Annotated in this window: 21 protein-coding genes; 8 read left to right on the forward strand and 13 right to left on the reverse strand. The window is 69.9% G+C overall.

Features of this window, described 5'->3' with window-relative positions; translation table 11 throughout:
- Positions 1-127 precede the first annotated feature (127 nt).
- Together AL346_RS11105 and AL346_RS11110 are read right to left on the reverse strand one after the other, a co-directional pair.
- Entirely contained in the window at positions 128-433 is a 306-nt protein-coding gene (locus AL346_RS11105; RefSeq protein ID WP_019402393.1) for a hypothetical protein, read from the reverse strand.
- Positions 434-546: 113 nt separating this feature from the next.
- Positions 547-1,335 carry an alpha/beta fold hydrolase gene (locus tag AL346_RS11110; RefSeq protein WP_245303198.1) on the reverse strand — a complete coding sequence of 263 codons (789 nt, stop codon included), beginning with the start codon at positions 1,333-1,335 and terminating at the stop codon, positions 547-549.
- Positions 1,336-1,590: 255 nt separating this feature from the next.
- On the opposite strand from AL346_RS11110, the gene AL346_RS11115 reads away from it, so the two are divergent.
- Complete coding sequence (locus AL346_RS11115) at positions 1,591-2,232, forward strand: TetR/AcrR family transcriptional regulator (RefSeq protein WP_019402395.1); 642 nt, start codon at positions 1,591-1,593, stop codon at positions 2,230-2,232.
- A gap of 84 nt (positions 2,233-2,316) precedes the next feature.
- Here the strand turns inward: AL346_RS11115 and AL346_RS11120 are convergent, their stop codons facing one another.
- Positions 2,317-3,297, reverse strand: coding sequence for a glycosyltransferase family 2 protein (locus AL346_RS11120; RefSeq protein WP_053193646.1), 981 nt, complete (start codon positions 3,295-3,297; stop codon positions 2,317-2,319).
- A gap of 347 nt (positions 3,298-3,644) precedes the next feature.
- On the opposite strand from AL346_RS11120, the gene AL346_RS11125 reads away from it, so the two are divergent.
- Positions 3,645-5,474 (forward strand): glycosyltransferase, encoded by a 1,830-nt coding sequence (locus AL346_RS11125; protein WP_053193649.1) that lies wholly within the window; start codon positions 3,645-3,647, stop codon positions 5,472-5,474.
- A 27-nt stretch (positions 5,475-5,501) separates the two neighbouring features.
- Here AL346_RS11125 and AL346_RS11130 read toward each other — a convergent pair whose 3' ends face one another.
- Positions 5,502-6,356, reverse strand: coding sequence for a class I SAM-dependent methyltransferase (locus tag AL346_RS11130; protein WP_019403465.1), 855 nt, complete (start codon positions 6,354-6,356; stop codon positions 5,502-5,504).
- A 228-nt stretch (positions 6,357-6,584) separates the two neighbouring features.
- Here AL346_RS11130 and rfbB point away from each other — a divergent pair, with 228 nt between their 5' ends.
- From rfbB to rfbA, 4 genes are read left to right on the forward strand one after another with little or no spacing between them, the layout of a single operon-like run.
- On the forward strand, positions 6,585-7,646 hold the full coding sequence (gene rfbB, locus AL346_RS11135) for a dTDP-glucose 4,6-dehydratase (protein WP_019403464.1): 1,062 nt from the start codon (positions 6,585-6,587) through the stop codon (positions 7,644-7,646).
- Between the two features lie 23 nt (positions 7,647-7,669).
- The gene (gene rfbC / locus AL346_RS11140) at positions 7,670-8,227 is read left to right on the forward strand and encodes a dTDP-4-dehydrorhamnose 3,5-epimerase (protein ID WP_019403463.1); all 558 of its coding nucleotides are present in this window, start codon (positions 7,670-7,672) and stop codon (positions 8,225-8,227) included.
- Positions 8,228-8,238: 11 nt separating this feature from the next.
- Complete coding sequence (rfbD, locus tag AL346_RS11145) at positions 8,239-9,147, forward strand: dTDP-4-dehydrorhamnose reductase (protein ID WP_040405102.1); 909 nt, start codon at positions 8,239-8,241, stop codon at positions 9,145-9,147.
- Positions 9,144-10,022 carry a glucose-1-phosphate thymidylyltransferase RfbA gene (rfbA, locus tag AL346_RS11150; protein WP_019403461.1) on the forward strand — a complete coding sequence of 293 codons (879 nt, stop codon included), beginning with the start codon at positions 9,144-9,146 and terminating at the stop codon, positions 10,020-10,022. Before rfbD ends, rfbA begins: the two co-directional genes overlap by 4 nt.
- Positions 10,023-10,049: 27 nt before the next feature.
- On the opposite strand, the gene AL346_RS11155 is transcribed toward rfbA, so the two are convergent.
- Together AL346_RS11155 and AL346_RS11160 are read right to left on the reverse strand one after the other, a co-directional pair.
- A complete protein-coding gene (locus tag AL346_RS11155) occupies positions 10,050-11,519 on the reverse strand; it encodes an NAD-dependent succinate-semialdehyde dehydrogenase (RefSeq protein ID WP_019403460.1) in 1,470 nt (489 codons plus the stop codon).
- A 163-nt stretch (positions 11,520-11,682) separates the two neighbouring features.
- Positions 11,683-12,450, reverse strand: coding sequence for a helix-turn-helix transcriptional regulator (locus AL346_RS11160; protein WP_019403459.1), 768 nt, complete (start codon positions 12,448-12,450; stop codon positions 11,683-11,685).
- A gap of 133 nt (positions 12,451-12,583) precedes the next feature.
- On the opposite strand from AL346_RS11160, the gene AL346_RS11165 reads away from it, so the two are divergent.
- Complete coding sequence (locus AL346_RS11165) at positions 12,584-14,149, forward strand: MFS transporter (protein WP_019403458.1); 1,566 nt, start codon at positions 12,584-12,586, stop codon at positions 14,147-14,149.
- A 27-nt stretch (positions 14,150-14,176) separates the two neighbouring features.
- On the opposite strand, the gene AL346_RS11170 is transcribed toward AL346_RS11165, so the two are convergent.
- A complete protein-coding gene (locus tag AL346_RS11170; protein WP_019403457.1) occupies positions 14,177-15,364 on the reverse strand; it encodes an MFS transporter in 1,188 nt (395 codons plus the stop codon).
- 250 nt (positions 15,365-15,614) lie between these two features.
- Between AL346_RS11170 and AL346_RS11175 the strand changes: the two genes are divergently transcribed.
- Positions 15,615-16,076, forward strand: a complete 462-nt coding sequence (locus AL346_RS11175; RefSeq protein ID WP_019403456.1) for a MarR family winged helix-turn-helix transcriptional regulator — start codon at positions 15,615-15,617, stop codon at positions 16,074-16,076.
- A gap of 88 nt (positions 16,077-16,164) precedes the next feature.
- Here AL346_RS11175 and AL346_RS11180 read toward each other — a convergent pair whose 3' ends face one another.
- From AL346_RS11180 to AL346_RS11205, 6 genes are all read right to left on the reverse strand, one after another.
- Positions 16,165-16,533 carry an SPW repeat protein gene (locus AL346_RS11180; RefSeq protein WP_245258929.1) on the reverse strand — a complete coding sequence of 123 codons (369 nt, stop codon included), beginning with the start codon at positions 16,531-16,533 and terminating at the stop codon, positions 16,165-16,167.
- Positions 16,534-16,807: 274 nt separating this feature from the next.
- Complete coding sequence (locus AL346_RS11185; RefSeq protein ID WP_019403454.1) at positions 16,808-18,373, reverse strand: DHA2 family efflux MFS transporter permease subunit; 1,566 nt, start codon at positions 18,371-18,373, stop codon at positions 16,808-16,810.
- A 23-nt stretch (positions 18,374-18,396) separates the two neighbouring features.
- Positions 18,397-19,563, reverse strand: a complete 1,167-nt coding sequence (locus AL346_RS11190) for an HlyD family secretion protein (RefSeq protein ID WP_040405100.1) — start codon at positions 19,561-19,563, stop codon at positions 18,397-18,399.
- Between the two features lie 5 nt (positions 19,564-19,568).
- Positions 19,569-20,027, reverse strand: coding sequence for a MarR family winged helix-turn-helix transcriptional regulator (locus tag AL346_RS11195; protein WP_019403452.1), 459 nt, complete (start codon positions 20,025-20,027; stop codon positions 19,569-19,571).
- Positions 20,028-20,194: 167 nt separating this feature from the next.
- Complete coding sequence (gene ccoS / locus AL346_RS11200; RefSeq protein ID WP_019403451.1) at positions 20,195-20,377, reverse strand: cbb3-type cytochrome oxidase assembly protein CcoS; 183 nt, start codon at positions 20,375-20,377, stop codon at positions 20,195-20,197.
- Complete coding sequence (locus AL346_RS11205) at positions 20,374-22,635, reverse strand: heavy metal translocating P-type ATPase (protein WP_019403450.1); 2,262 nt, start codon at positions 22,633-22,635, stop codon at positions 20,374-20,376. Before AL346_RS11205 ends, ccoS begins: the two co-directional genes overlap by 4 nt.
- Position 22,636: the final 1 nt, after the last annotated feature.

A 22,636-nucleotide genomic window follows, 5' to 3' on the forward strand; every position in this document is an offset into this window, starting at 1 on the left:
CTGCCCAACCTGAGCCAAGGGGTGAGAGCGGATCGCCCCGCAGATGCCCGAGCCGGTCGACAGGACCGGCTCGGACGTCACGTGTTGCGCGTTGCTCCATGCGGTGACCCCGGGAGTTGTCGGCGCCTCACGCCATCCACACCCGCGAGCGCAGCAATTCGTCGGCGGCCCTGCGCCGCCGCTCGACGGCGGGCGGCTCGGCAAGCACGACCATTCCGATCCCGCCGAGGATCCTGAACTCGGCCGGGAGGCCCTCGGCGCGCAGTGCGGCCATCGCAATGTCGATCTCGCTGCTCGCACCGGCCCGCACGGCATCTGCGATCCTCGCCGAGAGGGCGGCGCGCAGGTGCGCCGGCAGGCCCCGCCGAGCATGGTGAAACGCGCCGTTGATAAAGGCCATTGCCGCGAAGGCGCGGCGCTCGCTGGTGTTCATGGTCATGCTCCGAGAAGGAGCGGACTAGAACATAACAGGAACAGAATGGCGAGTCTTTTTTCCACCCGCGTGGTGGTCCCGCGCCACCGCCGAAATCGGGGAACCGCCATCCCTCAGCCTTTGCCGGCAGCCGCCGCGAATGCCGCAAGCTCCTGCCCATACCGAAGCGGCTCCTCATAAAACGGGCTGTGGCCGCTTTCGGAGAAAAGCGAGAGCCGGCTGTTCGGGTGAACAGACTTGATTCGCTCCGACATCGCGACCCGCACCAGCCGGTCGTGGACGCCGTGCGTCAGGAGGATCGGGCCGGCATAGGCCTTGAAGACGGGCTCGAGATCAGTTGTCCGCGTCTTGACGAAGCCCTCGTTCACGGCGCGGGCCGTCATGCCGTTGACGACCAGCATGCGCTGCATCTGCGCCTCGCTCGGCGGCTGGTGGAAGCAGGCGGCCAGGAAGTCGGCCGTGGCCGCGGTCCGTTCGGCCAGGTCGTGCGAGGTGGTGGTGCGTGTAAACGTCGCCGCCTCCTCGGTGAGGAGATCCGGCGACAGCCTGGTGACGGCATCGACCAGATTGATGCCGGCAATGCCGGAGCCGCCATATTTGCGCAGATAGGCGCCGGCCACGAAGCCGCCGAGCGACCAGCCCACCAGCACCGGCCGGCGGAGCCTGGCGCCGGCAATCACGGCGGCAATGTCGTCCGCCCATCGATCCGCATCGGAATAGGCGTCGAGGGTGTTCGGCTTGTCGGAATCGCCGTGGCCGCGCAGATCGAAACCGACCAGGCGGAAGCCCGCCAGCGCCGGGTCTGCGAACTGCTTCTCCCAGCTCAGCCGGCTCTGGCGCAGGCCGTGGATGAAGAGGATCTCCGGCGCCTGCACGTCTCCCTGCGCCTCGCCCGCCAGCATCGTGCCGTCCGCCGAGCGGACGACGAATGGCTCGCGCGCTGCCCGGGGTCTGTCCGGAGCGGATTTCGCTTTGTCGGCGGAGACCGCCTGTGCTCGGGAAGCCGTATAGGCGCCCTCGGCCGCCAGGGCAGCGAGGCCGACGGCGCCGGCGAGGAACGTGCGTCTTGTTCGGTCCATGGTTTGCCTCTTTGTTGTTTAGTGATCGCTATTCATCATTGCTTGACTCCGCCTGTCAAGGATTGTTTAGTGGGCGCTATGGAACGGGAGGCGAAATCACGTGGCGGCCGGCCCTGGAGCTTCGACCGGGAGAAGGCGGTCGAGACGGCCATGCGGCTGTTCTGGCGGCACGGTTACGAGGGGGTGTCGGTCGGCGACCTCACGAAGGCGATCGGGATCGCGCCCCCAAGCCTCTACGCGGCCTTCGGCAGCAAGGCCGGGCTCTATGGAGAGGTGCTCGACCGCTACGAGGAGAACTTCGGCTCGTTCGATGTCGCTTCGGTGCGTTCGGCCGCCTCGCTGGCGGAGGCGGTGCGGGCGCTGATGCAAGGGGCGGTGGAGGCTGTGACGCACCCCGACCGCGAGCGCGGATGCATGATCTCCAGCGGCATGGTCGCGTGTCATCCGGGGCACGCTCCACTCGCGCGCGATGCGGCCAACCGGCGCAACGCCATGCGCGAGCGGATTGCTGAGGCACTGCAGCCGTTTGCCGGTCCAGGCGTCGTGGATCGCCTGGCACGTCATCTGGCGGCCGTCCTGCAGGGCATTTCGATTCAGGCGCGGGACGGCGCGACGCCGGCGGAGTTGCAGGAGATTGTCGAGGACGTCGTCTCGGGCGTTGCGGCACGGTTTCCTGAAGGGGTGGGGAAGTCCGGCAGCCCGGCAGCTCTTAACGGGTGATCGGTTAGTCTAGCGGCGTGACACCGTGGCAGGCCTGCGGGTTAGCCGATCCACCCCGCCGGACTGCCCGAGCCGCCTGCTGCCTCATGGCCGTGAGGTGCGTCGCACATGTTGGCGCAGGCCATGGGCTGCGCGCAGGCATGCCCCGCCGACGACGGGCATCGAGGCGATATGAAGGATGACCGCGCCGATCCGGCGGCGGTGCGGCCCGAGATGGGGCAGGAGTTCCCGCAAGCCCGCCCGGGCGAGCGCGGCCGCTTCCCGGTTGCCGGCCCGCTCGGCCATGGCCCAGCGGGCGAGGAGGGTGCGGCAGAAGCGCGGGGCGATCAGGTCCCGGGAGGGGAAGCGGCCTTCCTGCGGGCGGTCGGGAAAGACGGCAAGGAGCTTTCGCGCATAGATCATCAGCGATCGCTCCATTCGGATCGAGCGCGAGGCCGCCTCCGCATGGCTGCGGCGCAGGACGGTGGGCTCCTCGACATGGAGGCTGTGGAAGCCGGCGCACAGGAGGCGCAGGAACAGGTCGTCGTCCTCATAGCCGCTGAGCCGCTCGTCGAAGCCGCCGACAGCGAGAAAGGCGTGGCGGGCGACGAGCGCCGCCGACGGGAGCACGAACATGTCCTGCGCCAGGCATTCATCGACGCTTTGTTTCGGATGCCGCCCCGGCCGGCGGTGCAGCAGGGACGGCGCGAGGAGGCGCCCGGCCGCATCGACGACGCTGACGTCGCAATAGGCCCAGCCGGTCTGGGCCGGGCCGTTGTCCGCCGCCGCCCGGAGATTGGCGAGATGCTGCGGGTGCCACACGTCATCCTGGTCGAGGAAGGCGATCCAGTCGCTGCACGCTTCGGCGACGCCGAGATTGCGGGCCGCCGACTGCCCGCCGTTCGCCTTCTGCAGGATCTTCAGCGGCAGCCGCCCGGCAAAGCGCCGGGCCCGGTCCGGGCCGTCGTCGGTCGAACCGTCGTCGACGACGATGACCTCCTGCGGCGGTGCGCTTTGCGCGCAGACGCCCGCCAGGGCCTCTTCGATATGCGCCGCGCCGTTGAAGAGGGGGATGACGACGGCCACGGAGGGGCTATGCGCAGTGCTCGGCATTGTTCCAGCTGACCCGACCGCGGATGCATCCGGAACAGGAATAAGCCAATCGCCCCGGCTGTCCATCGCCAGGCGGGATGGCTGGCTGTCGCGCCGCTTGCAATCGGTGCGAGCAGCCGGCAAATGCCTGTTGCAGCTGGTACGGAAGCAGCTTGGCGTTGCGAACGTGCGCCGTTCCGGTGCGGGTTGGGCGATGTCGCAGCTTGCCTGCCGCAGTGGCGGGGCGTACCCCGGCCGGAGGTGACGAGGGTACGGATGCGGTGATTCGGCCGGGCGGCCTCAATCTGCCTGCTCATCCGATGTGAATCGCGGAGCGGAGCTTGCTGCAATTTCCTCCACCATCCGGCCGCTGGCACATCATCGACCGGCTGCGCCGTGCGGCCAAGGCGCTCCCTTTCGCCATCAAGGCTAAGCGCCGGCTCGACGCCGCCGTCGCGCGCCGCTGGGGAGCGGACGCCCGCTATGCCGCATGGGCAGCGCGCCACAGCCCGGGGCCGCAGGAGTGGGCGCGCATGGCGGCCGAGATCGCCGCCATGGCCGAGCCGCCGCTCATCTCGGTGGTGATGCCGGTCTACGAGACGGACCCGCGCTGGCTCGGCGCCGCCATCCGGTCGATCCAGGCCCAGGTCTATCCCCATTGGGAACTGTGCCTGTCCGACGATGCCTCGACGCGCGCCGACGTGCGCGCCATGCTCGCCGAAGCCGCGGCCGCGGACGGGCGCATCAAGGTGCATGTCCGCCCCGAGCGAGGCCACATCAGCGCCAATACCAATTCCGCACTCGCCCTGGCGAGCGGCGAATTCATCGCGCTCGTCGATGCCGACGACGAACTGCCCCCGGACGCGCTCTACTGGATTGCGCGCGAGATCCTGGCCCATCCGGACGTCGACATGATCTTCTCCGACGAGGACAAGATCGATGCCAAGGGCCGACGCTTCGGCCCCTATTTCAAGGGCGACTGGAGCCCGGCGCTGATGCTCGGCCAGAACGCCTTCTCGCATCTCGGCGTCTTCCGTCGCGCGCTCGTCGCGGCCGCGGGCGGGCTGCGCGAGGGCTTCGAGGGCGCGCAGGACCACGACCTCGCCCTGCGCTGTGCCGAGCTGACCGAGCCGGCGCGCATTCGCCACGTGCCGCGCGTGCTCTACCACTGGCGCGCCCTGCCGCAGTCGACGGCGACGGCGCCGGAGGTCAAGCCCTATGCCTGGCAGGCCGGGCGCCGGGCGATCCTCGAGCACCTCGCTCGGCGGGGCATCACGGCCGAGGTCGAGCCCGGCGTCGGCGGCTTCTACCAGGTGCGTTATGCCCGGCCGGAGGAATGGCCGCTCGTCTCCATCATCGTGCCGAGCCGCCTCGGCGCGGTCGCCCGCCGCTCGCTTGAGGCGCTGCTCGCCGGCTCCACCTATCCCCGCTTCGAGGTGCTGCTCGCCGTCGGGGCGGGCGATGCCGCCCGCCCCGAGGCTGCCGCCCATCTTGCCGCCCTGGGCGGGGACGAGCGGGTGCGTGTCGTCGCCTACGAGCGCACGCCCTTCAACTATTCCTGGGTCAACAATCACGCCGCGCGAGAGGCGCGGGGAGACTATCTCTGCTTCCTCAACGATGACGTGACGCCGATCACGCCCGGCTGGCTGGAGGAGATGGTGCTGCGCGCCCGGCTGCCCGGAGTAGGGGCGGTGGGGGCGATGCTCTATTACCCCGACGACACCATCCAGCACGCCGGCGTCATCCTCGGCATCGGCGGCGTGGCGGATCACGCCCACCGGCACGTGCGGCGCGGCAGCCCGGGCTATTTCGGCCGGGCGGCGCTCGACCAGGACCTGTCCTGTGTCACTGCGGCGGCGATGGTGATGCCGCGGCGCCTCTTTGAGGCGCTCGGCGGCTTCGATGAGGCGCTGCCCTGCGCCTTCAACGACGTCGACCTGTGCCTGCGCATCCGCCGGGCGGGCCAGCGTATCCTGTGGACGCCGCAGGCCGAGCTCTACCACCACGAGTCGCTGACCTTCGGCCCGCACGATTCACCCGAGCGCACCGAGCAGTTCCGCAAGGATGTCGCGGAGATGCGTCGCCGCTGGGCGGCGGAACTCGACGCCGATCCGTTCTACAACCCCAACCTGTCGCGCGACATCCGCCGGCAGTGGCAGGTGGCGGGCTGATCCGGTCTCGCTGCCGGAAGCGCGCTCTCAGGAGCGGTCCTGCGCGAAGGCGGCCAATTCGGCGCGCAGCCGCGCGACCTCGGCTTCGTGGTCCTTTTCGCGCTCGCTCCGGCCCTGGGCGGCGAAGGCGTCGGCGCAGCCGCGGCCAAGCCGGGCGAAGGCCTCCCGCACCGCCTGGCGTGCGGCGGGATGCGTGTCGGCCTCGAACAGCTGGCGCAGCAGGTCCTTCTGCTGCGCGCCAAAGCCGATCACGCCGAGCCCGTGGCCGTGCACGAATTCGAAGGCCGGATAATGCGCCCTGAGCTCCTCGAACAGCCGGAAGACGCCGAAGCCACGCTCGCGCACGTTGGTGTCGTGGAAGATCACCACGGCCTCATCGGTGAGCTTGCCGCGCCAGCTTGCGAAATCATGGCTCACGGCCTCGAAGGTGTGCAGCCCGTCGATATGCAGGAGGTCGATGGAACTGTCGGAAAAATGGCCGAGCGCCTCGTCGAAGGTGGAGCGGACGAGGCGCGAGAAGCCCGAATAATGTGCCTCGTTATGAGCCCACACCGCCGCATGGACATCCTCGCCGTAGAAGCCCGCATGCTCGTCGCCGACCCACGTGTCGATCGCATAGCAGTGCGTATCGAGGCAAAGGCGCTCCACCGCCTGGCAGAAAGCGAAATAGGAAGTGCCGTAATGTGCGCCGAGCTCGACGAAGACGCGCGGCCGGTGCGCCTCCACGAGCCAGAAGGCGAAGGGCAGATGTTCCAGCCAGGCCGACGTCGCAAGATAGGCCGGGCGCCAGAACATCGAGCGCAGCATCAGCGACCGCAGCACGTCGGGCGACTCAGCGGGAACCGCCTGGCTGGCCGGGGAGGGCGGGATCGTCTCGTTCACGCCCGTATCGTGGATCGATCGTCCCTCCCGAGCAAGGGAGCGCTTCGCGTCCCGCGAGGCATCGGATGCAGCCTTCCGAGGGCTTGCCCGCATGCCGGCGAGATGCCAAAAAAGCCGCCCGCGTTGCGTAGGGAATGAGATTTCCGCCCGACTTTGTGCGCAATCTGAAGCCCTTGTGTAAGCCATGCGCGCTCGTCTCGCGAGCGCCAAGGCCGTTCGGGAGAACACATGGCACGACGCTTTCTCGTTACCGGCGGTGCCGGTTTCATCGGCTCGGCGGTCGTGCGGCGTCTCATCGCGCAAACGGAGCACGAGGTCCTCGTGCTGGACAAGCTGACCTATGCCGGCAATCTCGATTCGCTGGCGCCGGTGGCGGGCAGCAACCGCTTTCATTTCCTCAAGGCCGATATCTGCGACCGTACGGCCGTGGGCGCGGCGATGGCGGATTTCTCGCCCGATATCGTCATGCATCTCGCCGCCGAGAGCCATGTCGACCGCTCCATCGACGGGCCGGCCGCCTTCGTGACCACCAATGTCGTCGGCACGACCAGCTTGCTCGAGGCGGCGCTCGCCCACTGGCGCACCCTGCCGGAGGGGCGCCGCCGGGATTTCCGCTTCCACCACATCTCGACGGACGAGGTCTTCGGCTCGCTCGGCCCGGAGGGTTTCTTCACCGAGGCGAGCCCCTACGATCCGCGCTCGCCCTATTCGGCCTCGAAGGCGGCGAGCGACCATTTCGTGCGCGCCTTCCACCACACCTACGGCCTGCCGGTCGTGGTGACGAACTGCTCCAACAACTACGGGCCCTACCATTTCCCCGAAAAGCTCATCCCGCTGATGATCCTCAACGGGCTCGAGGGGCGGCCGCTGCCGGTCTACGGCACGGGCGACAACGTGCGCGACTGGCTCTATGTCGACGACCACGCGCGCGCCCTTCTCATCGCCGCGGCAGAGGGCGCCGTCGGCGCCACCTACTGCATCGGCGGTCACAACGAGCGCAGCAACATCGACGTCGTGCGCACCATCTGCGCCCTGCTCGACAAGATGGCGCCCGATGCTGCCATCGGCCCGCGCGAGACGCTGATCACCTTCGTCGCCGACCGGCCGGGCCACGACCGGCGCTATGCCATCGATGCGGGGCGGATCGCCGCCGAGCTCGGCTGGCGGCCGGCCGAGAGCTTCGAGAGCGGCCTCGCCAAGACGGTGCGCTGGTATCTCGACAACCGCGACTGGTGGCAGCGCGTGCGCGACGGGATCTATCGCGGCGAGCGGCTGGGCACGGGCGCCTGAGAGCAATAACGGATCGAGGAGCCATGCTGACCATCGAGGACACCGCCATCCCGGCGGTGAAGATCATCACCACCCGGCGCTTCGGCGACGAGCGGGGCTTCTTCACGGAGACCTGGAACCGCCGCCGCTTCGCCGAGGCTGGCATCGATCTCGATTTCGTGCAGGACAACCACTCGCTCTCCGGTCCCGCCGGGACCGTGCGCGGGCTGCACTTCCAGAGCCCGCCCTTCGCGCAGGACAAGCTCGTGCGCGTCGTGCGCGGCCGCATCTTCGACGTCGCGGTCGACATCCGCCGGTCTTCGCCCACCTATGGCCGCCACGTGGCGGTGGAGCTGTCGGCCGAAAACGGGCGCCAGCTCCTCGTGCCGGTCGGCTTCGCGCACGGCTTCTGCACGCTCGAGCCGGAGACCGAGGTGGTCTACAAGGTCACCGCCTATTACGCGCCCGAGCACGACCACGGCCTCGCCTTCGACGACCCCGATCTCGCGATCGACTGGCCGGTGGCACGCGCGGCGGCCATCCTGTCCGGCAAGGACCGCACCCATCCGCGCCTCGCCGAGCTGCCGGAGTATTTTTCGTGAGCGCGCAGCCGCTGCGCATCGCCGTCACGGGCCGCGAGGGCCAGGTGGCGCGGGCGCTCGTGGAGCGCGGCCGCGCCCTCGGCGTCGAAGTTGTTCCCGTCGGCCGGCCGGCGCTCGACCTTGCGAAAGCTGAGACGGTCCTGCCGGCCCTCGCGGCGGCGGCGCCGCAGGTCATCGTCAATGCGGCCGCCTACACCGCCGTCGACAAGGCCGAGAGCGAGCCGGAGCTCGCCCATGCCGTCAACGAAGCGGGCGCCGGCGCGGTCGCGGCGGCGGCGGCGCGGCTCGGCGTGCCGGTGGTGCATCTGTCGACGGACTACGTCTTCGACGGGCACATCGGCCGGCCGCACCGGGAGGAGGACGCGCCTTCCCCGGTGAACGTCTACGGCCGCTCGAAGCTGGCAGGCGAAGCCGCGGTCGCCGCGGCTGCGCCGGACCATGCGATCTTGCGGGTCGCCTGGGTCTATAGCCCCTTCGGCCGCAATTTCGTCCGCACCATGCTGGCGCTCGCGGCGAGCCGCGAGGTCCTGCGCGTCGTCGCGGACCAGCACGGTGCCCCGACCTCCGCCCTCGCCATCGCCGACGGCGTCATCGCGGTGGCGCGCAATCTCGTGGCGCGGCCGGGCGAGGTGGCCCTGCGCGGCCTCTTCCACATGAGCGCGGCGGGTGAGGCGACCTGGGCCGATCTTGCCGAGGCCGTCTTTACCGAAAGCGCGACGCGCGGCGGCCCCGCCGCCCGCGTCGAGCGCATCGGCACGGCCGATTATCCGACGCCCGCGGCCCGCGCCCCGGACACGCGGCTCGATTGCAGCCGGATCGCGGCGGTGCACGGCGTCGCGCTGCCGCACTGGCGCGTCTCGCTCGCCGAGGTCGTGGCACGGTGCCTTGCGGGCGAAGAAGGGGAAGGGAAAACGGCATGAAGGGCATCATTCTCGCCGGCGGCAGCGGCACGCGCCTGCATCCGATGACGCATGTCGTCTCCAAGCAGCTGCTGCCGGTCTACGACAAGCCGATGATTTACTACCCGCTGACGACGCTGATGCTCGCCGGCATCCGCGAGATCATGGTCATCTCGACGCCGGCCGACCTGCCGCGCTTCCGCCAGCTGCTCGGCACCGGCGAGCAGTGGGGCCTCGCCCTGACCTACGCCGAGCAGCCGCGTCCCGAAGGGCTGGCGCAGGCCTATCACATCGCGGCCGATTTCGTGGCGGGCGGCCCCTCGGCCCTCATCCTCGGCGACAATCTCTATTTCGGCCACGGCCTGACCAACCTCCTGCAGCAGGCGCGGCGGCAGGCGCTCGCCGGGGGCGCCACGGTCTTCGCCTATCACGTCAAGGATCCGGAGCGGTACGGCATCGTCGAGTTCGGCGAGGACGGGCAGGCCCGCACCATCGAGGAGAAGCCGGCAAGGCCGCGCTCCAACTGGGCGGTGACGGGGCTCTACTTCTACGACGCGGACGTGGTCGACATCGCGCGCGGCCTCAAGCCCTCGGCGCGGGGCGAGCTCGAGATCACCGACGTCAACCGCGCCTATCTCGACCGCGGCAAGCTCAGCGTCCTGCCGATGGGGCGCGGCTATGCCTGGCTCGACACCGGCACGCCGGACAGCCTCGTCGAGGCGGCGGAATTCGTGCGCACGCTCGAGAAGCGCCAGGGCTTCCGCATCGCCTGCCCGGAGGAGGTCGCCTTCGCCATGGGCTACATCGACCGCACCCAGCTGCGCGCCCTCGGCGAAGCCCTCGGCAAGAGCGACTATGGCCGCTACGTCCTCGCGCTTGCGGAGGCGGGGCGCTGAACCCTGCCGCGGGCGTCGCCGCCTGCCTCACAGGCCGCCGACGCAGACGTACTTGATGTGCAGGTAGTCATCGATCCCGTATTTGGAGCCCTCGCGCCCGACGCCGGATTCCTTGACCCCGCCGAAAGGCGCGACCTCTGTGGTAATCAGCCCCTCGTTGATGCCGACGAGGCCGTATTCGAGCGCCTCCGAGACGCGGAAGGCACGGCCGAGGTCGCGCGTGTAGAAATAGCAGGCGAGGCCGAACTCCGTGTCGTTGGCGAGCCGCACGGCTTCCGCCTCGTCCTTGAAGCGGAAGAGCGGCGCCAGCGGCCCGAAAGTCTCCTCGCGGGCGACGGCCATGGCCGGCGTCGCGTCCGCGATCACCGTCGGCTCGAAGAAATTGCCGCCGAGGCCCTGGTGGCGCCGGCCGCCCGTGAGCATGCGCCCGCCCTTGGCGAGGGCGTCGGCGATATGCTCCTCCACCTTGGCGACCGCCTTCTCGTCGATGAGCGGGCCCTGCACGACGCCGTCCTCGAAGCCGTTGCCAATCTTCATGGCGGCCGAGGCCTTGGCGAGGCGTTCGGCGAAGGCGTCGTAGATGCCGTCCTGGACGAGGAAGCGGTTCGTGCAGACGCAGGTCTGGCCGGCATTGCGGTACTTGGCGACCATGGCGCCCTCGACGGCGCGGTCGAGGTCGGCGTCGTCGAAGACGATGAAGGGCGCGTTACCGCCGAGCTCCATCGACACCTTCTTCATGGTGCGCGCCGCCTGTTCGGCGAGCTGCTTGCCGACCTCCGTCGAGCCGGTGAAGGTGATCTTCTTGACGAGGGGGTTCGACGTCAGCTCTCCGCCGATCTGCCGCGCCGCCCCGGTGAGAATGTTGACGACGCCGGCGGGAATGCCGGCCTCCTCGCTGAGCACGCCCCAGGCGAGCGCCGAATAGGGCGTCTGCGAGGCCGGCTTGACCACGATGGTGCAGCCGGCGGCGAGCGCGGCGCCGAGCTTGCGCGCGATCATGGAGGAGGGGAAGTTCCACGGCGTGATGGCGCCGACGACGCCCACCGGGTCCTTCGTGACGAGGATGCGCCGGTTCTGCCACGGCGAGGGGATGACGTCGCCATAGATGCGCCGGCCCTCCTCGGCGAACCACAGCACATAGGCCGCCGACATGCCGACCTCGCCGCGTGCCTCGGCGAGCGGCTTGCCCTGCTCGGCGGTGAGGATGCGGGCAAGGTCCTCCTTATTGTCGGTGATGAGCTGGGCGAGGCGGCGCAGGTGGTCGGCCCGCTCGGCCGCGGTCTTTGCCCGCCAGGCCGGAAAGGCGGCATCGGCGGCCTCAATGGCCCGGGCGGTTTCGGCCTTGCCCGCATTGGGCACGGTGCCGACGAGCCGGCCGGTCGCCGGATCGGAGACGGCGATGGGCTCGCCGGCCGAGCTGTCCTTGACCCATTCGCCGCCGATGAGGTTGGCGGAACGGAGCAGCTCTGGGCGCTTCAGTCGGGGCTCTGTCTGCATGGTCGTTCTCTCCAGCTGAGCTCTCTCGCTGGCGCGCGCATCTCAACGGCACTGGCGAGGGGAGGCGAGGGCGAATGCGCTTCCCCACATCCTCGAAGGGCAATGTGGCGCTGACAAGGGCCACGGCGACAACGGAGACCTGCGCTGTCGGCGCAGGCGGGCTCTACGGGGCCTCGTCGCCGGCCGGTGACGGGTCCTCGAAATAGACGACCATCCTGAGATGACGGTGCTCATCCACCGTTAGCACCTCATGGCGAAAGGCGCGGTGCCTGCCGGCCGGGTCGATGATGGCGCTGATGCCGCGGCTGTAGCTGTCCATGGTCGGCTGCTCGAACCAGCGCCGGAAGTCCGCCGACAGGCTCTTGAGCTCGCCGATCAGCGACGCCAGCACCGGGCTGTCCGGCGCGGCGGCGAGATCGCAGCGGAACTGAGCGAGCAACCTCGGCGCATCCTGCTGCCATGCCGGCAGCCGGCGGCGCAGGTCGGGATCGGCGAAGAGCATGCGCATGACGTTGCGATCCGCTTGCTCGCGGCTCGCGAGGTCGAGCAGCCGGTCGATGGCCGCATTCCAGGCGATCACGTCCCAGCGCAGGTTGACGACGCAGGCCGGCCGCGCGGCGAGGTCGTCCAGCATCTGCTGGATGAGAGGGCTGACGGAGAGCCACTGATAGTCTTCGAGCGGCGGCGGCCGCCGGTGCGCCAGCAGGAAGAGATGGCAGCATTCCGCGTCGTCAAGCCTGAGGGCCTTCGACACCTTGAGCAGGAAATCCTCGGACACCTGGATGTCGCGCCCCTGCTCGAACCACGTGTACCAGGTGAGCCCGACGCCGGCGAGGGCGGCAACCTCCTCGCGCCTCAGGCCCGGCGTGCGGCGCCGGCCCATGGAGGCGAGGCCGACATCGGCGGGCGTCAGCCTGCGGCGGTGGCGCATCAGGAAGTCCGACAGTTCGCTGCGCGTGCGGGCGAGGGTCCGGTCCGACAGAGGATTGCTCCAGGTAACAGGATAATTTCCTATATTGTAACAGGATGATGCCGCGCCGACAGTCCTCCCGCAAGGAGGCAACATGACATCGCGCTGCGACATCGACATTTCTCTTCCAGGTGGCGTTCTGAGCGACGTTGCGTCGGTCCCGTCCGCTGCGGGCCTGCGGGAATGGCTGGGCCTTGCCCTTCTCGCCCTGCCGACGATCCTGCTCGGGCTCGATCTGACGCTGCTGCATCTGGCGCTGCCCGCGCTGGCGGCCGACCTCCAGGCAACGAGCACGCAGGCGCTCTGGATCATGGATGCCTACGGCTTCCTGATCGCGGGCTTTCTCGTCACCATGGGCACGCTCGGCGACCGCATCGGGCGGCGCCGGCTCCTGATGATCGGTGCGGCCGCCTTCGCCGCCGCCTCGATCGCCGCGGCCTTCTCGCCCTCCGCACCGATGCTGATCGCGGCGCGTGCGGCGCTCGGGATCTCCGGCGCGACGCTGATGCCGTCCACCCTGGCGCTCATCAGCAACATGTTCGCCGCCCCCCGCGAGCGGGCGCTGGCGATCGGCGTCTGGGCCACCATGTTCGCGGTCGGCATGGCCCTGGGGCCGATCGTGGGCGGCGCCCTGCTGGCGCATTTCTGGTGGGGCGCGGCGTTTCTCATCGCAGTCCCCGTCGTCGCCCTGCTGCTTGTCCTCGCCCCGGTCCTGCTGCCGGAATACCGCGCCCCTCGCGCCGGCCGCCTCGATCTTCCCAGCGTCGCCCTGTCCCTCGCCGCCCTGTTGCCGGTGATCTATGGCATCAAGCGGATCGCAAAGGACGGGCTCACGCCCGAGGCCGCCGTCGCCATCGGGCTCGGGTCGATCGTCGCGCTCGTCTTCGTGCGGCGGCAGCGGCGCCTCGCGGACCCGCTCGTCGACATGGACCTGTTCGCCGAAAGGGCGTTCAGCGTCGCGCTCATCGTGCTGCTCTTCGGGCTCGTGGCCGTCGGCGGCACCATGCTGCTCGTCACGCAATATCTGCAGCTGGTGGCCGGCTTCTCGCCGCTCGTCGCCGGGCTCTGGATGGGGCCGCCGGCCGTGGCCATGGTCGTTGCCGGCATCGGCGCGCCGCTCGTCGCGCGGCATGTCAGGCCGGGATATGTGGTCTCCGGTGCGCTCGCCCTATCGGTCGCCGGCTATCTCATGCTGACGCAGCTCGGCAGCGACGACGCGGGGCTGGCGCTGCTCGGGATCGGCTTTTCGCTGGCCTATCTCGGGCTCGGCGCCATCGCGGCGCTCGGCACCGATCTTGTGGTTGGCTCGGCTCCCCCGGAGAAGGCCGGTTCCGCCTCGGCACTGTCGGAGACGGTGCAGGATCTCGGCGCCTCCCTCGGCATCGCCGCACTCGGCAGCCTCGCCACCGCCGTCTATCGCGGCGCGATGGCCGGGCGGGTGCCGGAGGCGCTCGCCGGCGATGCGCGCGAAGCGGTTGCGGACAGCCTCTGGGCGGCCTCCGCGATCGCCGGTGCGCTGCCGGCCGGGCTGATCGATGCGGCGCGGGGCGCCTTCATGGCCGGCTTCACCACCGCCGCCGCGGTCAGCGCCGCGTCGGTGGCGATCCTCGCCGTCCTTGCCGCCGTGGCGCTGAGGCATGTCGGCCGCCCGGGCGATTGAGCGGCCGTGATCCTGGGCGGATGCGCCTCAGGCACAGCCGAGGGCGGGCCGCTGCGCCCGGCTGTCGAGCATGGCGCTCCACGCCGTGAGGACGAGCGCTCCCGCGACCATGATCGCGCCGATCCACGGCGTCGCCGCCAGGCCGAGCCCGGGCGCGGCCACGATGACGCCGCCGAGCCAGGCGCCGATCGCGATGCCGAGGTTGAAGGCGGCGATGTTGAGCGCCGAGGCCGTGTCCACCGCGCCGGGCCGGTGCTCCCTGGCGAGCTGCACCACATAGAGCTGGAGGCCCGGCACGTTGGCGAACTGCAGGAAGCCGAGGGCGGCGAGCGTGACGAGGGCCGGGACGGCGCTCGCCGCGGTGAAGGTGAAGAGGACGAGCACGAGCGCCTGGGCGAGGAAGAGGCCGGTCAGCGCCCTTGCCGGGCTTCTGTCGGCGATGCGCCCGCCCGCCAGGTTGCCGGCGGCGATCGCGGCGCCGTAGAGCACGAGGACGAGGCTGACGCCCTGGGGCGAGAAGCCGGTGATCGTCTCGAGGATCGGCGACAGATAGGTGAAGGTGACGAAGGTGCCGCCGTAGCCCAGGGCCGTCATGGCGAAGACGAGCAGCAGCCGGCCGGAGCCGAGCACGCGGACCTGGTCCATGAGGGATGCCGGCGGCGCCTTGGCGAGATCGCGGGGCAGCAGCGCCCAGATGCCGGCGAAGGCGACCGCCCCGAGCAGCGCAACGGCCCAGAAGGTGGCGCGCCAGTCGAGGATCTGGCCGATATGGGTGCCGAGCGGCACGCCGGTGACGATGGCGACCGTCAGGCCCATGAACATGAGCGCGATCGCCGAGGCGCGGCGGTTCTCCGGCACGAGGCCGGCCGCGATGGTCGAGCCGACGGAGAAGAAGACGCCGTGCGCGAAGGCGGACAGCACGCGGCCGGCGAGCAGCAGCCCGTAGGAGGGGCTGAGCGCCGCCAGCAGATTGCCGGCGATGAAGAGCACCATCAGCCCGAGCAGCAGCGGCTTGCGCGCGATGCGGCCGGTGAGCGCGGTGAGAATGGGCGCGCCGAAGGTCACGCCGAGGGCGTAGACCGAGACGACGAGCCCGGCGAGCGGCAGGCTGATGGAGAAGTCGCGGGCGATGATCGGCAACAGGCCGACGCTGACGAATTCGGCGGTGCCGATCGCATAGGCCGCGATCGTCAGCGCATAGAGCGCAGCAGGCATGGGACATCCTTTCGCCGGCCGGGCAGCCCGGCCGGATCGTGGAGGCGACATTGAAGTCGGAGGGGTTGGTCCGGCCTAAGATGCTGTGCGCCTCTGCGCCGTTGAAGACAGGCGCGGTTCCAAGGACCTGTGCCTGGAATTCCCGAATGGCGGGGCAGGGCCGGTATGCCAGCGCAATGGCAAACTGCGGCCATGGTTGCGATTAAATCGCGTGCGATTATATTAGGCAGGAGGATGAAGGAGGTCTGGCATGGCCGCAAACAAGGACCCGGTCGCGAGGAGCCTCGACGGCTTTCTGTGCTTCATGGTCTATTCCACGGGCCTCGCGTTCAACCGTGTCTACAAGCCGCTGCTCGACCGGCTGGGCCTGACCTATTCGCAGTTCCTGGTGATCATGTCGCTGACGCAGCAGGACGATCAGACGGTCGGCTCCATCGGCGACGGGCTCTTCCTCGAATCGAACACGCTCACGCCGCTCATCAAGCGGCTCGAGGCGGCAGGCTTCGTGACGCGCCACCGCGACCCGGCCGACGAGCGGGTCGTGCGCGTCAGCCTGACGCCGGCGGGCCGCAAGCTGGCCGACGAGGCGGCTTGCCTGCCGGAGAAGATCCTCGAGACGACCGGCATGTCGCCGGGTGAGGTCGAGGCCAGCCGCCGGTCGCTGGCGGCGGTGCGTGAAAAGCTGCGCGTTGGCCTGTCGGACAAGGGCTGACGCGGCGGCCGGAACGGGGCGTTCTTCTGGCGTCTTCTTCAGGAGGGCCCCGCCGCGGGCGACGGGGTCCACCCGCATGGGCTTGCCGTCAGGCGGCGGGCATCGGCCGCCGGTGGATGAACCACAGCTCGATCGCGGCAAGGGCTGCGACGATCACGCCCGCGATCACGTGCGGATAGAACGCCGCGGCGAGCCCGGTAAAGCCGAGCACCCATGGCGAGATCACCGCCCAGATGCCGAGCGCGAGGTTCGCCCATTCCTCCCATTCCGCGAAGGAGACGAGCGCGCCGATGGCGATGAGCGCGATCGCCGCCCCGACCAGCCATGCGTTCCAGGCCGCGGCCCCCGCCATGGTGAAGCCCAGCACCCACGGGCTGAGCGCGAGGCAGACGCCGACGAGGGCATTGCCCACGTCGAGCGCCGTGTGCTCCGTCTTCCTCATCATTCTCGCTGGCATGACACTGCTCCTTCCTTGACGCACCGGTCGCGCGAGACGCCGGCAGCCGGCCTTCGCCGTGGCAGAGCCGCAAGGCCACGCCGCCGGCGCGGCCAGCGAATATGCGAGGTGAAGGAGAGGGACACGTTCTGCGTCGTCCTCATGGCCACATCCTCCGGTGGAGGACCGTGCATGGGCGACATCTCCGGACCCTGGTCCGGCTGCGGCCCGTGTCACGGCGACCGCTTGCTCTTCATTTAGCCGGAAAAACCTTATTTTTCAAGGGTACCAGGCGTCAGTCCATCACCGCGTGGCCCGGTTCGCCCTTGGCAGCCGTCGCGCCCGGCCGGCGCATCATCAGGAGCAGCAGCACCGTCGGCAGGGTGATGAGCAGCATCAGCTTGAAATCGTCGGCATAGGCGACGATCGCGGCTTGGCGGTTGACGACCTGGTCGATGAGGCTCAGCCCCTGGGTGGTGCCGATGTTCCAGTATTCACGCACGGCGCCCGTCTGCAGCAACCGGTTGAAAGGCGTGATGTGCTCGGCGAGCGTCGCGTGCACGGTCTGGGTATTCTGCGCCAGCATGAAGGCCATCACCGAGATGCCGATGGCACTGCCGATGTTGCGCACCAGGCTGAAGAGCGCGGTCGCGTCGGTGCGCAGATCCGGTGCCAGCGTCGCGAAGGCGACGACCTGCAGCGGGATGAAGACGAAGCCGAGGCCGAAGCCCTGCAGCACGGTCGTCACCGTCAGCGTCGTGGCCGAGACGTCCGGCGTCCAGTAGCTCATGTCCCAGAGCGAATAGGCCAGCATGAGGATGCCGGTGAGCATGATGAGGCGCGGGTCGACCCGCGACGACAGCCGGCCGGCCACCATCATGGCGATCATGGTGCCGACCCCGCGCGGCGCCATCAGGAGCCCTGCGGTCGCAACCGGATAGCCGCCGAGCGTCTGCAGATAGGGGGCGAGCAGGGCGGAGCTGGCGAGCAGGATCATGCCGATGGCGAACATCAGCATGAGGCCGGACAGGAAGTTGCGGTCGTTGAAGATGCGCGGCGGGATGAAGGGCTTCTTCGCCGTGAAGAGATGGACGATGAAGAGGTAGATGCCGAGCCCGGCGAGCACCGTCTCGACGACGATCTCGGTGGAGCTGAACCAGTCCTTCTGCTCGCCGCGGTCGAGCATCAGCTGCAGGGCGCCGATGCCGAGGCTGAGGACGGCAAAGCCCAGCCAGTCGAAGCGCAGGGAGGCGTTGCGCTCCGTATCCTTCAGGAACAGCGCGAGCCCCGCGACGGCGGCGATGCCGAAGGGCAGGTTGACGTAGAACACCCAGCGCCAGTTGTAGGCGTCCGTGAGATAGCCGCCGAGGGTCGGCCCGAGGATGGGGCCGACCATCACGCCCATGCCCCAGATGGCCATGGCCGAGCCGCGCTGCTCGGCCGGGTAGATGTCGAGCATGGTGGCCTGCGACAGCGGTACGAGCGCCGCACCGAAGACCCCCTGCAGCAGGCGGAAGACGACCATCTGAGAGAGCGAGTCGGCGAGCCCGCACAGCATCGAGGCGCCGGTGAAGCCGACGAGGCAGACGATGAAGAAGCGCTTGCGGCCGAAACGGCTTGCGAGCCAGCCGACCGGCGAGGTCATAATCGCGGCCGCGACGATGTAGGAGGTCAGCACCCAGGTGATCTGGTCGCTCGTCGCCGACAGCGAGCCCTGCATGTAGGGCAGGGCGACATTGGCGATGGTCGCGTCGAGCGCCTGCATCAGCGTCGCGATCATCGCGCACAGGGTCACGATGCCGCGGTGCCGGCCGGCGTCCTCGGCCGGGGCAGCGCTTGTGGGCGATGCGGTGGCGCTCATGGCTCGTCCTCCGCCGGTGACCTTCAGAAGAGGTCGCCGAGGCCGCGCTGGTGGCCGGTGTCGATGTCGGCGACGACGCTCATGCCGACGCGCAGCGGCGGATCGTTGGGCCGATGCTCGACCGCGATGCGCACCGGAATGCGCTGCACGACCTTGACCCAGTTGCCGCTGGCGTTCTGCGCCGGCAGCACCGAGAAGGAAGCGCCGCTCGCGGGGCTGATGCTCGCGACGTGGCCCGTCCAGACGTGGCCCGGATAGGTATCGACGGCGATCGAGACGGGGTCGCCGGGCTTGACGTAGGTGAGGTCCGTCTCCTTGGCGTTGGCATCGACCCACAGGCCGCTGCCGCCGACGAGGCCGAAGGCCGCGGTATTGGCGGCGAGGAACTGGCCGGGCTGCAGCTGGTCGACCTGCGTCACGACACCGTCGAAGGGTGCACGCACGACCGTGTGGTCGAGCTCGCGCCGCGCCTCGGCGACTTCGGCCTGCGCCTGGAGGAACTGCGGATGCTTCTCGATGTCGGTGTCCGCCTGGCCGCCGAGCTTGACGAGCTGCACCTCGGCCTCCTGGCGCAGGGAGGCGAGCTTGCTCTCGGCCGCGTCGAGCGCGAACTTGGCCTGATCATAGGCCGCCGCCGAGACGTTGTTGCTGCGCAGGAGGGCGGAATAGCGGTCGAACTGCGCCCGCGCCTGGTCGACCACGGCCTGCTGGGCGGCGATGTCGCTCTCGATGCGCTTGTAGTCCTGGCGCATCGCCTCGAGCGTGAGCCGCGTCTCCGCGAGCCCGGCCTCGGCCTTGTCGAGCGCGATGCGGAACTGGCGCGGGTCGAGCCGGAAGAGCACGTCGCCCGCCTTCACGTCCTGGCCCTCGCGTACGTCGATGCGCTCGACGATGCCGGACACGTCCGTCGAGACGATGAGCTTGGCCGCCCCGACATAGGCATCGTCCACGGACACGTAGCGCCCGCCGTTGAGCCAGGCGACCGCGGCGCCGATCGCGACCACCGCGATGCCGCCGATCATCAGGACCGGGCGGCCGAGACGTCGGCGCGCCTTCGGCGGGCTCTGCGCGGGCGGCCGGGCGGGCGCCGGCACCTCGCCCCGCGCCTCGGCGGGAGCGGCCGGCTCGGCGATCTCGGCGCGGTCTTCGGCAACGGATGGCGATGCGGACAGCGAAATGGATTGCGACATGGTGATCACCCTTCGTCCGTGGTCCGGCGCATGCGGGGCATGTCGGCCGCGAGATTGTTCTTGACCATGAGAAGCGTGCGCGAGAGGTCCGCGAGCGCCTCGCTGGGCACCCCCTCGGTCGCGCTTTCCACGAGGGCCGTCTTGTAGGCGGTGATCTCCCGCAGGACAGGCCCGGCGGCGGACAGGAGGTGCAGCCGCCAGACGCGGCGATCCTTCGGATCGCGGCGCCGCTCGACCAGCCCGCGCTCGGCCAGCCGATCGATGAGGCGACCGATGGAGATGGGCTCCACCTCGATGAGGTCGGCGAGTTCCTGCTGCGACAGGCCCGGCTGCTGGTCGAGCTTCATCAGGATGACCCACTGGGCACGGCTCATGCCGTGCTCGCGGGCGCGCTTGTCGGCGTGGGCCCGGATCAGCCGGGCGACGTCGAAGATCTCGCTGAGGAAATTGTCGTTGCTGGCCATGTCGGCCTCCGGGTCGGCAGCACGGGCCGCCTCTCGTCAGGCCGACATATAATAAGCACAGTTATTATATCTATGCTGCAGTTCGCGCAGCTGCTCTGCATGCAGCGCATGAGCGAGCCGGCGAAGCCCTGCTCCACCGGCTGCCGGTCCGTTGCGATGATGCGGGTTCAGCCTTGGCCCGGGACGGTCCGTCTCTGCGGCAGGATGGGCGCGTCCTCGTCGTCGAGCACGCGTTCGGCGGCGCCGTCGAGATCCTCGTACTGGCCGCCGCGCAGCGACCAGAGAAAGACGGCGAGCCCGACGAAGCCGAGGCCCAGCGACAGCGGGATGAGATAGAAGAAGTCGCTCATGCGTGTGCCTCCGACATCCGGGCGGCGCGCCGGCCCGGCTCGCGGGTGCCGCCGTCGGCGCGGCCGAGGCGCAGCGCATTCGCCACCACGATCACCGACGAGGACGACATGGCGATGGCGGCGAGGAGCGGCGTCACGAAGCCGAGCACGGCGAAGGGCAGGGCGATGGCGTTGTAGATGAGCGCGAGGGCGAGGTTTTGGCGGGTCAGCACCTGCGCCGCGCGGGAGAGGCCGAGCGCCGCCGGCACGGCCTCGAGCCCGTCGCGCAGGAAGACGAAATCGGCTGCGTTGCGGCCGATGTCGGCGGCCGTGGCCGGCGCCATCGAGGCATGCGCGGCGGCGAGCGCCGGCGCGTCGTTGAGGCCGTCGCCGACCATCAGCACCTTGCGGCCCTCGGCGGCGAGCGCGGCGAGGGCCGCCACCTTGTCGCCCGGCACGAGGTCGCCCGCGCATTCGTCGATGCCGAGCTCGGCGGCAAGACGCAGGACCTCGTCGCTGCGATCGCCGGAGAGGAGGACGATCCTGAGCCCCTCGGCCTGGAGTGCCCGCACCGCCTGCTGTGCGCCCGGCCGCAGCCGGTCGGCGAAGGAAAAGCCGGCGATGAGGCGGCCGTTGCGCGAGAGCACGGTGCCGGTGATGCCGCTGGCGTCGCCGAGGGCCCAGGCCGCGCGGCCGAGACGGTAGACATGGCCGCCGGCCGTCGCCTCGAGACCGAGGCCGGGATGTTCGCCGACGCTGTCGAAGACGGGCGCCAGCCGCACCCGGTCCTGTGCGGCGGCAGCGATGGCCCGCGCGTGCGGATGGCGCGAATGGGCGGCGATGGCCGCGGCGACGGCAAGGTCGGCCGGCGCGATGTTGCCGGTATTCGTGAGCGCCAGCGCCCCGAGCGTCAGCGTGCCTGTCTTGTCGAAGACGACGGTATCGACCTCGGTGATGCGCTCCAGCGCGCCCCCGTCCTTCACCATGATGCCCGCCTCGAAGAGACGGCGGGCGGCGACCACCTGCACCATCGGCACGGCGAGCGCCAGCGCGCAGGGGCAGGTGATGATGAGCACGGCGACCGCGACGGTGAGCGACTGGTGCCAGCCGCCGCCGACGAGCATCCAGCCGATGAAGGTGACGAGCGCAGCCGCGTGGACGAAAGGCGCATAGAGCGAGGCCGCCCGGTCGGCGAGGCGCCGGTAGCGCGAGCGTCCGCCTTCCGCCGCCTCCATGAGGCGCACCATCTCGGCGAGGAAGGAATCCTTCGCCGCCGCTCGCGCCCGCATGGTCACGGGCCCGGTGAGGTTGAGCGTGCCGGCCTCGACGGCGGTGCCCGGGCCGGCCTCGCGCGGCAGGCTCTCGCCGTTGACCAGCGAGCAGTCGATGTCCGACTGCCCGGCGATGATCTCGCCGTCGACCGGGATGCGCTCGCCCGCGGCCACCATCAGCGTCATGCCGGGGGCGATCTCGGCGAGCGGCAGGTATTCCTGCCGTCCGTCGCCATGGACCACATGGGCGCCGCGCGCGGCGAAACGTGCGAGGCCCTTGACGGCGGTGCGCGCGCGCTCGCGCATGACATGGTCGAGCGTGCGGCCGATGAGCAGGAAGAAGATGAGCGACACGGCCGCGTCGAAATAGGCATGGGCGCCGCTGTTCAGCGTGTCGTAGAGGCTCATGCCGAAGGCGATGAGGATGCCGATGGAGATCGGCACGTCCATGTTGGTGCGCCCGTGGCTGAGCGCGTTCCAGGCGGAACTGAAGAAGACGCGGCCGGAATAGGCGATGGTCGGCAGGGCGATGGCGGCGGAAATGAGGTGGAAGAGGTCGCGTGCGCCGGCCTCGGCGCCGGACCACACCGCTACCGACATCAGCATGATATTCATCGCGCCGAAGCCCGCCACCGCGAGCGCACGCACGAGGCTGGAGAGCGTCTCGTCGCGCTCGTCGGCTGCCGGGTCGTCGAGATGGGCGGGATAGCCGATGGCCGCAAGCGTCGGGACGAAGGCGCTCGGGTCCGCCACCTCGCGCCAGCGCACCGAGACGCGGCGCGTGGAGAGGTTGACGCGCGCGCCCTCGACGCCGTCGATGCGACCGAGCGCGTTCTCGACCGTGCGCATGCAGGCGCCGCAATGCACGGCCGGCACGGACAGGTCCGTCTGCCACAGGCCCTCGCCGATGCGATGGCTGGCGAGGACGATCTCCTCCCGCGAGGGCCCTCCTTCCGCGCCCGCGGGCGCGGCGGCGAGGGCGAGCGTGGCCGGCCCGCAGCAGCTCATG

The sequence above is a fragment of the Chelatococcus sp. CO-6 genome (genome assembly GCF_001271345.1).
Classification (GTDB): domain Bacteria; phylum Pseudomonadota; class Alphaproteobacteria; order Rhizobiales; family Beijerinckiaceae; genus Chelatococcus_A; species Chelatococcus_A caeni.